Here is a 13251-nt window from a genome sequence, read left to right on the forward strand (position 1 = left end):
TCGACGGTCCGGAGCGTCCCGGGCGAGTTCGCGGTCCGGAGCGCCCCGCGCCGTTTCACCGAGCCGCCGCGGCCGACTCCGCCTTCGCCTCCCGCCGCATCATCGTCCTGAGCGGCCCCTCCACCGCGGTCAGTTCCGCATGGGTACCCCGCTGCACCACCCGGCCCTCATCGAGCACGATCACCTCGTCCACATCGGCCAGGCCGGCGAGCCGGTGGGTGATCAGCAGCGTCGTACGGCCCTCGGTGGCGGCCAGCAGATCGGCGGTGAGCGCGTCGGCCGTCGGCAGGTCGAGGTGTTCGGCGGGCTCGTCGAGCACCAGGACGGGGAAGTCGGCCAGCAGCGCGCGGGCCAGCGCCAGTCGCTGCCGCTGGCCACCGGACAGCCGCGCGCCGTGCTCGCCGACGAGCGTGTCCAGGCCGTCGGGCAGCCCGTCCACCCAGTCCAGCAGCCGGGCCCGGGCCAGCGCCCTGCGCAGTTCCGTCTCGGTGGCGCCCTTCCTGGCCAGCAGCAGGTTCTCGCGCACCGAACTGTCGAAGAGGTGCGCGTCCTGCGCGCACAGTCCGACGAGCCGCCGTACGTCGTCACCGGGCAGCGCGTACGCGTCCACCCCGGCGAGCGTGTAGGAACCGGACTGCGGATCGAGGAACCGCAGCAGCACCTGGGCGAGGGTCGTCTTGCCGGAGCCGGAGGCCCCGACCACGGCGATGCGGCGCCCCTCCTCGAGCGTGAGATCCAGCCCGGCCAGCGCTTCGCGCCGCTGGCCCTCGTACCGTGCGGCCAGGCCCTTGAGGACCACCGGGAAGGGCGTCGCGGGCGCCTGCCGCGGCCGCTCGGGCTCGTGCACCGGCTCCGGCGCGTCCAGGACCTCGTGGACGCGCTCGGCGCTGCGCCGCACCCGCTGCCGGTAGCGGACGGCGAGCGGCAGCCCGAGCACGGCCTCGAACGCGGCCAGCGGGGTGAGGACGACCACGGCCATCGCCACGCCGTCGAGCCGGTCCGCCGCCACCGCCTGGGCGCCGAACAGCGCCATGGCGGCGACGGTCAGGCCGGAGATCAGCGCGGTGAGCCCGTCGCCGAGCGCGGTGACGGCGGCGGCGCGCGAGGCGATCCGTGTGAGGGCGCCGTCCGCCCGCCGGGTCGCGTCCGTACGGGCGGGCAGCGCGCCCGCGACGGTCAGTTCGGCGGTGCCGGTCAGCAGGTCGGTCACACGGGTCGCGAGGACGCCTCGGGCCGGCGCGAGCCGTCGTTCGGTGTGCCGGGCCGCGGCCGCGGTCACCAGGGGCACGCCGACGCCGGCCGCCAGCAGACCCACCGCCAGGGCGGCTCCCGCCTCGGGCAGCAGCCAGGCCGTGAAGCCGACGGTCGCGGCGGAGACGACCAGGGCGACCGACGCGGGCAGCAGCCAGCGCAGCCAGTAGTCCTGGAGCGCGTCCACGTCCGCGACCAGCCGGGTGAGCAGATCGCCGCGGCGGGCGGTCCGCAGGCCCGCGGGTGCCAGACGCTCCAGGCGCCGGTAGACCGCGACCCGGGTGTCGGCCAGCATGCGCAGCACGGCGTCGTGCGAGACCAGACGCTCGGCGTAGCGGAAGACGGCCCGTCCGATCCCGAACGCCCGTGTCGCCGTCACGGCCACCATCAGATACAGCACCGGGGGCTGCTGGGAGGCCCGCGAGATCAGCCAGCCCGAAGTGGCCATCAGCCCGACGGCACTGGCGAGCGCCAGACTGCCGAGCAGCAGCGCCAGAAGAATCCGGCCGCGGCGGGGTCCGGCGAGCCCCCTGACCCGGGCGAGGACGCGCTGGGGACGGTCCGCACGCTCCTTTGCGCCGCCGCTGGCCGGCCGGCCGAGCCCGGGCCTTTCCGGACCGCCTTCCGGCCGTGCGTTTCCCTCTGCCGGGAGGCCACTTGCCGGCCCCCCGTGGTCCGACCGCCAGAGCTCCTCGGAAGCCCCGGTGCGCCCACGCGGCACCATCCGCTCGTCCAGCCGCACCACCCGGTCGGCGACCTCCAGCAGCGCCGGCCGGTGCACGACGAGCAGGACCGTACGGCCCACCGCCAGCCGCCGTACCGCCGCCACGACCTCGGCCTCGGTCTCCCCGTCCAGCGCGGCGGTCGGCTCGTCCAGCAACAGCACGGGCCGGTCCGCGAGAAACGCCCGGGCCAGCGCGAGCCGCTGCCGCTGCCCCGCCGACAGCCCGGCCCCGTCCTCCCCGAGCACCGTGTCCGCCCCCTTGGGCAACGCGTCCACGAACTCCAGCGCACCCGCGTCCCGCAGCGCCCCGCGTACGGCGGCGTCGTCCGCGCCGGGCCGGGCCAGCCGCACGTTCTCCGCGACCGTTCCGGCGTACAGGTGCGGTCGCTGCGGCACCCAGGCGATCCGCGACCGCCACTCCTCCAGGTCGAGGCCGGCGAGATCGGCTCCCCCGATCCGTACCCGGCCCTCCGCGGGACGCACGAAGCCGAGCAGCACGTTCAACAGCGTCGACTTCCCCGCACCGCTCGGGCCGACCAGCGCGACGGTCTCGCCGGGCTCGACGGTGAAGGACACGTCGGCCACGGCACTCGCGGAGCGTCCCGGGTAGCGGACGGTGATCTCCTCGAAGGCCAGTGCGCCCGCCGGCACCGCGCCGGTACCGGACGCCGGTACCGGCGTCTCCAGCACGGTGAAGATCTCCTCCGCCGCGGCCAGCCCTTCCGCCGCCGCGTGGTACTGCGCACCCACCTGGCGCAGGGGCAGATAGGCATCGGGCGCGAGCACCAGGATGAGCAGGCCGGTGTACAGGTCCATGTCGCCGTGGACGAGCCGCATGCCGATCGTCACGGCGACCAGCGCGACCGAGAGTGTCGCGAGCAACTCCAGCGCGAAGGAGGAGAGAAAGGCGATCCGCAGGGTCCGCATGGTGGCCTGGCGGTACTCGCCGGTGATCCGGCGGATGGACTCGGCCTGTGCCTTGGCCCGGCCGAACACCTTGAGCGTGGGCAGGCCCGCGACCACGTCAAGGAAGTGACCGGACAGCCGGGACAGCAACCGCCACTGACGGTCCATCCGGGACTGGGTGGCCCAGCCGATCAGCATCATGAAGAGCGGGATGAGGGGCAGCGTGCCGACGATGATCGCCGCCGACACCCAGTCCTCGGTGACGATCCGCGCCAGCACCGCCACCGGCACCGCCACCGCGAGCCCCAACTGCGGCAGGTAGCGGGAGAAGTAGTCGTCAAGGGCGTCCACCCCGCGCGTGGCCAGGGTGACCAGGGAGCCGGTCCGCTGTCCGCTCAGCCACCCGGGGCCGAGCGTTGCCGCCCGGTCCAGAAGGCGTCCCCGCAGCTCCGACTTGACCGCCGCACTCGCGCGGTGGGCGGCACGTTCGGTGAGCCACGCCACGACCGCTCGACCCACGGCGACGGCGACCAACAGCAGCAGGGGAGTGCGCAGTTCGGCGGCCGACTGCCCGTGCTGAAAGGCTCCGACGACCACGTCGGCGATGAGCATCGCCTGGGCGATGACCAACCCGGCACCGATGACTCCCAGGGCGACGACCGCGGCGAGGAAGAAGCGGGTGGCGCGGGCGTACCGCAGCAGGCGTGGATCGATTGGTTTCACGTGAAACATGCCCTTCGGTCCAGAGGGTGCGTTTCACGTGAAACGCACCCTCGGCGGACTCAGTGTGCGGCTTCGGCGCGAGCCTCGGGAGCGATGTGCTGTGTGCCGATTCGCTTGCGGAAGACCCAGTAGGTCCAACCCTGGTAGAGCAGCACCAGGGGCGTGGCGATGGCCGCCAGCCACGTCATGATCTTCAGGGTGTACGGGCTCGACGAGGCGTTGGTGACCGTCAGGCTCCAGTCCCCGTTGAGGGTGGACGGCATGACGTTCGGGAAGAGCGACAGGAAGAGCATCGCCACGGCGGCCACGATGGTGAGGCCGGACAGGGCGAAGGACCATCCCTCGCGCCCTGCCTGGTTCGCGGCCAGAGCCGCCACCAGGGCGACGACCGCGACGATCAGCGCGACCAGGCTCTTGCCGTCACCGCTGTCGGCCTGCGTCCACAGCAGGAAGCCGACCGCCAGCACGGCGGTGACGAGTCCGACCCACAGCGCCAGCTTCCGCGCCCGCACCCGGATGTCGCCGACGGTCTTGAGAGCGGTGAACACCGCCCCGTGGAAGGTGAACAGCGTGAGCGTCACCAGACCGCCGAGCACGGCATAGGGGTTGAGCAGGTCCCAGACGCTGCCGACATAGTCGAAGTGCTGGTCGATCTTCACGCCCCGCACGATGTTCCCGAAGGCCACGCCCCACAGGAAGGCCGGAAGCAGAGAGGTCCAGAAGATCGCCGTCTCCCAGGTACGCTGCCAGGTCTCCTCGGGTCGCTTCGCCCGGTACTCGAAGGCGACACCGCGGATGATCAGGCAGACCAATATGAGGAGCAGCGGCAGGTAGAAGCCGGAGAAGAGCGTGGCGTACCACTCCGGGAACGCGGCGAAGGTCGCGCCGCCCGCCGTGAGCAGCCACACCTCGTTGCCGTCCCAGACGGGTCCGATGGTATTGATGAGAACCCGGCGCTCGGGCCGGTTCCTGGCCAGCAGCTTGGTGAGGATGCCGACCCCGAAGTCGAAACCCTCCAGGAAGAAGTAGCCGGTCCACAGGACGGCGATCAGGACGAACCAGACGTCGTGAAGTTCCATGACTGTTCCCTCGGCCTAGTACGAGAAGGCCATCGGCTTGTCGGCGTCACGGGTGTCGCCGCCGATCTTCGTGGGCGGATGGAGGTCGGCCTCGGTCAGCTCGGGCGGGCCGGCCTTGACGTACTTCGCGAGCAGCTTGATCTCGACCGCGGCGAGGATCGCGTACAGCGAGGTGAGAACGATCATCGAGGTGAGGACCTCGCCCTGGGAGACGCCGGGGGAGACCGCGTGCCGGGTCTGCAGGATGCCGTAGACGGCCCACGGCTGGCGGCCCGTCTCGGTGAAGATCCAGCCCCACGAGTTGGCGACCAGCGGGAAGGCCAGGGTCCAGGTCGCGATGCGCCAGTACCAGGGCGCCAGCCTCGGGCTGAGGGCCTTGTTCCGGAACAGCACGAGGTGCGGCACCTCGTCCTCGCCCACCCGCAGATGCTGCGGCAGCAGGAACTTCCTGCGCGTCAGCCAGAGTCCGGCCAGGCCGATGGTGAAGGACGTCATGCCGAAGCCGATCATCCAGCGGAACCCCCAGAAGGCGACGGGGATGTTCGGCCGGTAGTCGCCCGGGCCGAACTTCTGCTGCTCGGCCTTGTTCACGTCGTTGATGCCGGGGACGTACGAGGTGAAGTTGTCGTCGGCGAGGAAGGACAGCAGGCCCGGGATCTCGATGGCCACGGTGTTGTGGCCCTTCTCCACGTCGCCGTAGGCGAAGATCGAGAACGGTGCCGGCTTCTGGCCGTCCCACAGCGCCTCGGCCGCCGCCATCTTCATCGGCTGCTGCTTGTACATGACCTTGCCGAGCGTGTCACCGCTGACCGCGGTGAGCAGGCCGGCGATGACGACGGTGATCAGGCCGAGCCGCAGCGAGGTCTTCATCTCGCGGACGTGCTTCCTGCGGGCCAGGTGGTAGGCGGCGACGCCCACCATGAAGGCCCCACCGGTCAGGAAGGCCGCGGACAGTGTGTGGAAGGCCTGGCTGAGCGCGGTGTTCTGGGTCAGCACGGCCCAGAAGTCGGTCAGCTCGGCACGCCCCCTCGCCTTGTCGATCTTGTAGCCGACCGGGTGCTGCATCCAGGAGTTGGCCGCGAGGATGAAGTAGGCCGACAGGATCGTGCCGATCGAGACCATCCAGATGCACGCCAGGTGGATCTTCTTGGGCAGCTTGTCCCAGCCGAAGATCCACAGGCCGATGAACGTGGACTCGAAGAAGAACGCGATCAGCGCCTCGAAGGCGAGCGGGGCGCCGAAGATGTCGCCGACGAAGCGCGAGTAGTCCGACCAGTTCATGCCGAACTGGAACTCCTGCACGATGCCGGTGACCACGCCCATCGCGATGTTGATCAGGAAGAGCTTGCCCCAGAACTTCGTCGCTCTGAGGTACTTCTCCTTCTCCGTGCGCACCCAGGCCGTCTGCAGCCCGGCCGTGAGCGCGGCCAGTGAGATCGTCAGCGGAACGAACAGGAAGTGGTAGACGGTCGTGATGCCGAACTGCCAGCGCGCCAGCGTCTCCGGCGCCAGAGCCAGATCCACGTCGTCACTCTCCTAACTACGCCGTGGTACAGCGGCGATTCGCCCCGTCCATCCCGCATATACGGGGACAAACAGGGACGCGCTTGTGAACGCGTTCACATTCACAAGCTATTATGACGCACTGGTTTTCGGGCTGTCGGGCGGGGGTGGCTCTGCGGGCGTCGCGTCAACCCTCGGCGGCAACTTCAACATTTTGTTGTCTTGCGCGCCGCACACATCGGGCGCAGAGACGTCTTTCGGCTCAGGTGTCCCGGTTCCACGTGAAACGGACACCCGCCAGGCCGTGGGAGCCGGGCACGATGACGTTCAGGACGGACGGCGACGCTCTCGCCCTCCCCTGCGACCCCACGCGATCTCACGGAACGACGGCACGGTCCCCCGAAACAGGGTTCGGGGGACCGTGCCGCCTTGCGTGTCGAGGGTCACTGCTCCTTGCGGAACGCCTCCGCCACCTTGAGGAGGATGTCGTTCGCCTCGTTCTCGCCCACCGTGACCCGCACACCCTCGCCCGGGAACGGCCGGACCACCACACCGTGCTCCTCACAGGCCTTCGCGAACGCGAGCGTCCGCTCCCCGAGCCGCAGCCACACGAAGTTGGCCTGCGTCTCCGGCACCGTCCAGCCCTGGGCGCGCAGCGCGCCGACCACGCGGTTGCGCTCGCACACCAGCGAGCCGACCCGGCCCAGCAGCTCGTCCTCGGCCCGCAGCGAGGCGATCGCCGCGTCCTGCGCGAGCTGGCTCACCCCGAACGGCACCGCCGTCTTGCGCAGCGCCGCGGCCACCGGCTCGTGGGCGACCGCGAACCCCACGCGCAGCCCCGCGAGGCCGTACGCCTTGGAGAACGTCCGCAGGACGCACACGTTGGGGCGCGTGCGATACAGCTCGATGCCGTCGGGCACCTGCGGGTCGCGGATGAACTCCCGGTAGGCCTCGTCCAGCACCACCAGCACATCGTGGGGCACCCGGTCGAGGAAGCGCTCCAGCTCGGCTCGCCGCACCACCGTGCCGGTCGGGTTGTTCGGGTTGCAGACGAAGACCAGGCGCGTCCGGTCGGTGATCGCGTCCGCCATCGCGTCCAGGTCGTGCACGTCACCGGGCGTGAGCGGCACCTGCACCGACCGGGCGCCGCTGATCTGCGTGATGATCGGGTACGCCTCGAAGGACCGCCAGGCGTACATCACCTCGTCGCCGGGGCCGCTGGTGGCCTGGATCAGCTGCTGGGCGACACCCACGGAACCGGTTCCGGTGGCCAGGTGGGACACCGGGACGCCGAAGCGCTCCGACAGCTCCTCCATCAGCCCACTGCACGCCATGTCCGGGTACCGGTTGAAGGAGGCGGCGGCGGCCGTGACGCTCTCCATCACGCCGGGCAGCGGCGGATAGGGGTTCTCGTTGGAGGAGAGCTTGTAGGCGACCGGCCCGCCGGCCGCGGCCGGCTTGCCCGGCTTGTAGGTGGGGATACCCTCCAGCTCGGCGCGCAGCTTGGGGCTCGTCTCGCTCACCGCAGTCCTCCTCGCGACCACCGGCGGACCGTCGACGCCGCCGGCTTCCAATACTCCTCACCTTATGAGGATTCGGCATCACTGAGTACTGGCCGAAGGCAAACCTCATCGGCCACACCGGCATCAGGGGCATCACGACAGGAAGGCGTATGTTTCGGGGGGCGCGCCGTACATATATCTACGCGCCGGTAGCTCACGCCGTGGCGCGCATCCCCCGTGAAGGTGAGTTGAGACCTCTTCGAAACATCGGGCCCTCAATAGGCCCATGTGCACCACCACGCCACGTCTCTCCATGGGAACGTTCAACAGCCTTGCATTCGTAGGCAGTTGGGCCCCATCGACCATGCAGAAACGTGCCTGTCAACGCGTGCATATGCGTCCGCACTACCCCACCGTATGAGCCCTACTATCGGCTCGCCATGACAGCAGCAGGGAAGCACCAGGTGAGCCGCGCGGAAACCTCACGTCGAGGCAGTCGGCCGGGCCGAGCGGGTATCAGAGACGTGGCCGCCGCCGCCGGGGTCTCCATCACGACCGTCTCCGACGCCCTCAACGGCAAGGGCCGGCTCCCGGACGCCACCCGGCGCCACGTCCGCGAGGTCGCCGACCGGCTGGGATACCGCCCCTCGGCCGCCGCCCGCACCCTCCGTACCGGCAAGTCCGGCCTCATCGGCCTGACCGTGACGACGTACGGGGATGAACCTTTCACCTTCACCGAGTTCGCGTACTTCGCCGAGATGGCGCGGGCCGCCACCTCGGCCGCGCTCGCACGCGGCTACGCCCTGGTGATCCTGCCCGCGACCTCCCGCCACGACGTCTGGTCCAACGTCGCCCTGGACGGCACCGTCGTCATCGACCCCTCCGACCAGGACCCGGTGGTCAGCGAACTGGTCCGGCAGGGCCTGCCGGTGGTCTCCGACGGGCGCCCGGCCGGCTCGCTCCCGGTCACCGCCTGGGTCGACAACGACCACGAGGCCGCCGTCCTCGGCATCCTCGACCACCTCGCCGACGCCGGCGCCCGCCGCATCGGCCTGCTCACGGGCACGACGACGGACACGTACACCCATCTGTCGACCACCGCCTACCTGCGCTGGTGCGAACGGGTCGGCCAGGACCCGGTCTACGAGGCCTATCCCGCGCACGACCCGTGCGCGGGCGCCGTCGCCGCCGACCGGCTCCTCGCCCGCCCCGACCGGCCCGACGCCGTCTACGGCTTGTTCGACCCCAACGGCACCGATCTGCTCGCCGCCGCCCGCCGCTACGGACTGCGCGTCCCCGACGACCTGCTGCTGGTGTGCTGCAGCGAGTCCACCGTGTACGCCAGCACCGAGCCGCCCATCACCACGCTCTCCCTGAAGCCGCGCCGCATCGGCACCGCCGTGGTCCAGCTGCTCATCGACGCCATCGAGGGCGTCGAGTCGGAGCAGCCGGTGGAGCAGGTGATACCGACCGAACTGATCGTGCGGACCTCGTCGCAGCGACGGTCCCCGCGCACGACGGTCAGCCCGCCGCGGTCGCCGGACGACAAGTAGCCGGGCAGCGGGGGAGCACGCCGGTGTCCCACGGCGCACGGGCCGGCCGCCCCGCCCGGCCGGCTCCCGCGCCGGAATCGGCGCCTCGCTCGGACCGGCCGGCCGAGGCGCCGTACGGGCGACACAGGGCCGACGGTCCCCCGGCCGCTGGCCGAACACCGGCCCAAACGGGGCGAAAGCCGCGGTGAACTGGCGTCTTGTTCCGATTCACCACCCCTGGGTCATCACATGGCGCGACGCGCATTCCTATGATGGGCCCACGACACCGCGGACCGCTGCGACCAGGCAGTCCGAAGCGGTGCAGATGCGGCGCGATGGTGGAGGGGTCTGATGACTCAGGGGGCCGGTCAGGGACCCGAGGTGGAGCGGACGGCGACGCTGCGCGACTTCCGGGTACCGGCGTACGTCCACGAGACCGGTCCCTACGTCCAGCACGTCCACACCGAGGACACCGCCCCGCCCGTCGAGGAGGCGTACCCCGAGGGGTACACGCCCACCCGGCGCGACCTGCCCGTCGTCAACCGCGGCGACGCCCTCCCGGCCTCCGCCGAACCCGCCCCCGCCGCCCCGGCTCCGCAGCCCGCGACCGGTCCCGGTCCGCTCTACGTCGTCGGCGACGTCCACGGGTACCTCGAAGAACTGCTGACCGCCCTTCAGGAGCAGGGCCTGATCGACGCCTCGGGCCAGTGGTGCGCCGGCACCACCCGGCTGTGGTTCCTCGGCGACTTCACCGACCGCGGCCCGGACGGCATCGGCGTCATCGACCTGGTGATGCGGCTGTCCGCCGAGGCGGCCGCGGCAGGCGGCTACTGCAAGGCCCTCATGGGCAACCACGAGCTGCTGCTGCTCGGCGCCAAGCGGTTCGGCGACACCCCCGTCAACTCCGGCGCGGGCACCGCCACCTTCCAGGCGGCCTGGCTGCTCAACGGCGGCCAGAAGACCGACATGGACCGCCTCCAGGACCACCATCTGCAGTGGATGGCCCGCCTGGACGCCGTCGAGGAGGTCGACGGCTATCTGCTCGTCCACTCCGACACCACCGCCTACCTCGACTACGGCGACTCGATCGAGGCGGTCAACGACACCGTCCGCGAGACCCTGACGCGCAACGACGCCGACGAGGTCTGGGACCTGTTCCGCAAGTTCACGAAGCGTTTCTCCTTCCGCGACGAGGGCGGTGCCGACGCCGTGCGCTCCCTCCTCGATACGTACGGCGGCACGCGCATCGTTCACGGCCACAGCCCCATTCCCTACCTGCTGGGCGAGGTCGGCTCCGAGGACGGCGAGGAGGGCACGGGTCCGGTCGTGGAGGGGCCGCACGTCTACGCCGACGGGCTCGCCATCGCCATGGACGGCGGAGTGACCATGGCCGGAAAGCTGCTGGTCCGGCAACTCCCCCTGGAGAACTGACCGTTCGGTGCACATCCGGCCCAGGCGGCGTACCGCGGGCCAGGACGCAATTTCCGGCATTCCCCTGTCACCGCGTGCCGTCCCGGCTCTACCATCGGCTTATCCGTAGCAGGCTCCCCTCCGTTTCTGCCCGACGGCTCGCCGGCGTGCGAGCCCCAAGCCCTACGGAGCATCGGGGGATGCACATGAACAGCGTTCCGCAGCACCTGCTGAACGAGGACCGCCAGGAATTCGAGCGGCTCCTCGATGAGGCGCTGCGCTCCGCACCACACCGAACCGAGACGACCGCCGTCGGCCGACGGCTCAATCCCGAACAACTGCGCACCATGGCGCTCAACGCCACCGCTCTCATCACGGCGGCCGCGGCGGCCGAGTACCAGCACTACGTGAAGGTCCGCGACGACCTGCGCCACCCGGCGCCGTCCACCCCGTCGACCGCGGACGACGCCGACTCCACGGCCTCCGGTAGGGGCGCGGCCGATCTCACCGCCGCACTCGGCGGGGCCCCCGAGAACACCGGTGCGGGCGCCGTCGCGGTCGTCGCCGTACTCGCCCCCGTCCTCTCCGGCACCGCGGCGGCGATCTTCCTGCTCGTCGGCTACATCCTGAAGGCGCTCACCCCCGGGCAGGCCTTCGCCCAGACCATGCTCACCGCCGGCTGGGTGTTCGGCGGCGCGACCGCGGCCACTGTCCTCGTCGCCGCCGCCGGACTGCTGCTCACCGCCCTGCGCAACAGCGCCTCACCCGAGGCCCGGGCGCGCGAGGCGGCCACCGAGGAACTGGCCAGGGCCAGAGAGGCCTGGCGGGAGGCACTGCTGGAGCGCGGCATCCTGCCGTTCCTGCGGGAGGCCCTCGCCGAGCCGGACCCGGCCGCGCTGCCCCGCACGGCCCCATCCGCCCCCACGGGCCGCATGCCCCGCCTGGGCTACGACCGTCCCGGCTTCAGCAGTCCCGATGACGGCGCCGCCTCCGGCCGCCCCAGCTTCACCAGCCCCGACTACACCAGCCCGGACTTCGGCGGCCCGGACTTCGGCGGCCCGGAACACCGCCCCGAGTGACCCCGGCCGGCGCCGGGACCACCCCATGCCGCCGGACCACCGTCCCACCGGCCGTCGCCACGAGCCCGCTGGAACGGTGAGTTCAGCGCGCCGATCTCAGTCGTCGAGTTCGGACCGCCGAGTCTGGCAACCGGGTAAGCACACCCAGATCTGGAACAGCAGACCCCGGTGCCGCACCTCACCCAGCAACCGGCCGCTCGTCCCCAGCGGACGGGCGCAGATGGCACAGTCCATGGCCATCTGCTGGCGGGGCAGAAGCTGGGCGACGTCGGGAAGGTGCAGGTTCACCGACGTGGCAAGGCCGTTCATTCGTGTGTTCTCCCTCAAGGGTGAGGCGTGTCGACGGCGCAGCGTCCCTAGGGAAGTCGCCCGTCCGCCGCTTCGCCGCCCGCCACCTCGGGGGTGTGCAACCGGTGGCGCGCCAGCGTCCGTCGGGGCGGCCTGGTCAGGGTGATGTGGCGCACCACCTGCTGGAAGCAGGCCAGAGAGGCGAAACTCGGCAGTGCGGCAGCCGCGGTGTCGATGATGTTCTTCGGTGCCTCCGCGATGCACAGCGCCATGGCAAAAGCGGAAAACACCAGGAGCACACACCAGGAATGGAGGGCCCGACGCCGGTGCAACGCCGATCTGACAATGGACAGTGCCGCCACCAGCCACGGGCCGAACACCAGAAGAGGCCACCAGGAGACCACGCTGCTCTGCGTCCGGGTCGCTGCCACGAACCGGAGCGGATCATAGGCGACCAGGCCGCCGAAAATGCTCACCGCAGATGCGATGACCGTCGCCAGTGCCGCAATGGAGTAGCTCGCGATGCGAATTCCGTTCGGCCGCTGCCACGCCCGGACCTTGCGATGCCTTCGGGACGGGGTCTTTACCGGAGGCAGCTCCCCCGTGAGTTCCACCAGGGCTTCACGGTGCGTCTTCGGTTTCGGGCCGACGAGGTGATCCTCGTGACGTGCGGCCGGGATCCTCGGTTGCTGCTCGATGGCGTCCCGAAGCATGTAGGCCAGCTCTTCCGCCGGGTCCCAGCCCGATTCCGGCGGGATCAGAGGGCCGGAGTCCTCGCCCGAAGAGTGCTGCCACCCCTCGCCGTCCCAGGAACCTTCGGCCCGCTCGGCGGGGAAATCCGGGTAATAGCCCGTTTGCTCATACTGCATGACGGATGTCATTTCGCCGGTGAAACGCGGAGTCGGAAGTCCACGCCTCCCAACGTTGCGAAACGTCCCTCTCGAGGGAACTCATCACGTACATGAATTCATGAAGGATGTCCTCGGTCGCCTCGAGCGTGACCGGGAGGCCCCCCTTCATGAGAACCCCCTTGGCGGCATCCGCTCTGACGGACGCAGGCAAGTACGTATAGGAACCCAGACGCACGGGTCGTCCAGCCGTGGCGGAGGACCGCTCCGGAATGGATTCGGCTGCCTGCCCCTTCGTTGCCTTCATCACGTTGCAACTAACGCTGTGGTGCAGTTATGGATGTGCGGCGAACGAGTGAAGGATTAGCCGGACAAACACCTTGTTCAGGAATCGGTCGGGCCTACA

At 70.5% G+C, this 13251-nt stretch carries 9 protein-coding genes; 3 read left to right on the forward strand and 6 right to left on the reverse strand.

Annotation, left to right across the window (positions count from 1 at the left end; translation table 11 throughout):
• Positions 1 to 55 precede the first annotated feature (55 nt).
• From cydD to hisC, 4 genes are all read right to left on the reverse strand, one after another.
• Positions 56 to 3604, reverse strand: a complete 3549-nt coding sequence (gene cydD / locus ACLU3S_RS04360; protein ID WP_413950377.1) for a thiol reductant ABC exporter subunit CydD — start codon at positions 3602 to 3604, stop codon at positions 56 to 58.
• Between the two features lie 59 nt (positions 3605 to 3663).
• Positions 3664 to 4683, reverse strand: coding sequence for a cytochrome d ubiquinol oxidase subunit II (gene cydB, locus ACLU3S_RS04365; protein ID WP_413950378.1), 1020 nt, complete (start codon positions 4681 to 4683; stop codon positions 3664 to 3666).
• 15 nt (positions 4684 to 4698) lie between these two features.
• The gene (locus ACLU3S_RS04370; RefSeq protein ID WP_413950379.1) at positions 4699 to 6207 is read right to left on the reverse strand and encodes a cytochrome ubiquinol oxidase subunit I; all 1509 of its coding nucleotides are present in this window, start codon (positions 6205 to 6207) and stop codon (positions 4699 to 4701) included.
• Positions 6208 to 6629: 422 nt separating this feature from the next.
• A complete protein-coding gene (gene hisC, locus ACLU3S_RS04375; RefSeq protein ID WP_413950380.1) occupies positions 6630 to 7709 on the reverse strand; it encodes a histidinol-phosphate transaminase in 1080 nt (359 codons plus the stop codon).
• A 419-nt stretch (positions 7710 to 8128) separates the two neighbouring features.
• On the opposite strand from hisC, the gene ACLU3S_RS04380 reads away from it, so the two are divergent.
• From ACLU3S_RS04380 to ACLU3S_RS04390, 3 genes are all read left to right on the forward strand, one after another.
• Positions 8129 to 9241 carry a LacI family DNA-binding transcriptional regulator gene (locus tag ACLU3S_RS04380; RefSeq protein WP_413950381.1) on the forward strand — a complete coding sequence of 371 codons (1113 nt, stop codon included), beginning with the start codon at positions 8129 to 8131 and terminating at the stop codon, positions 9239 to 9241.
• A 330-nt stretch (positions 9242 to 9571) separates the two neighbouring features.
• A complete protein-coding gene (locus tag ACLU3S_RS04385; RefSeq protein ID WP_413950382.1) occupies positions 9572 to 10651 on the forward strand; it encodes a metallophosphoesterase in 1080 nt (359 codons plus the stop codon).
• A gap of 179 nt (positions 10652 to 10830) precedes the next feature.
• Positions 10831 to 11709 (forward strand): hypothetical protein, encoded by an 879-nt coding sequence (locus ACLU3S_RS04390; RefSeq protein ID WP_413950383.1) that lies wholly within the window; start codon positions 10831 to 10833, stop codon positions 11707 to 11709.
• A 96-nt stretch (positions 11710 to 11805) separates the two neighbouring features.
• Here ACLU3S_RS04390 and ACLU3S_RS04395 read toward each other — a convergent pair whose 3' ends face one another.
• Together ACLU3S_RS04395 and ACLU3S_RS04400 are read right to left on the reverse strand one after the other, a co-directional pair.
• Positions 11806 to 12018 (reverse strand): hypothetical protein, encoded by a 213-nt coding sequence (locus ACLU3S_RS04395; RefSeq protein ID WP_413950384.1) that lies wholly within the window; start codon positions 12016 to 12018, stop codon positions 11806 to 11808.
• 47 nt (positions 12019 to 12065) lie between these two features.
• Positions 12066 to 12866 carry a DUF2637 domain-containing protein gene (locus ACLU3S_RS04400; RefSeq protein WP_413950385.1) on the reverse strand — a complete coding sequence of 267 codons (801 nt, stop codon included), beginning with the start codon at positions 12864 to 12866 and terminating at the stop codon, positions 12066 to 12068.
• Between the last annotated feature and the right edge of the window lie 385 nt (positions 12867 to 13251).

The sequence above is a fragment of the Streptomyces sp. AF1A genome (genome assembly GCF_047340315.1).
Lineage (GTDB): Bacteria > Actinomycetota > Actinomycetes > Streptomycetales > Streptomycetaceae > Streptomyces.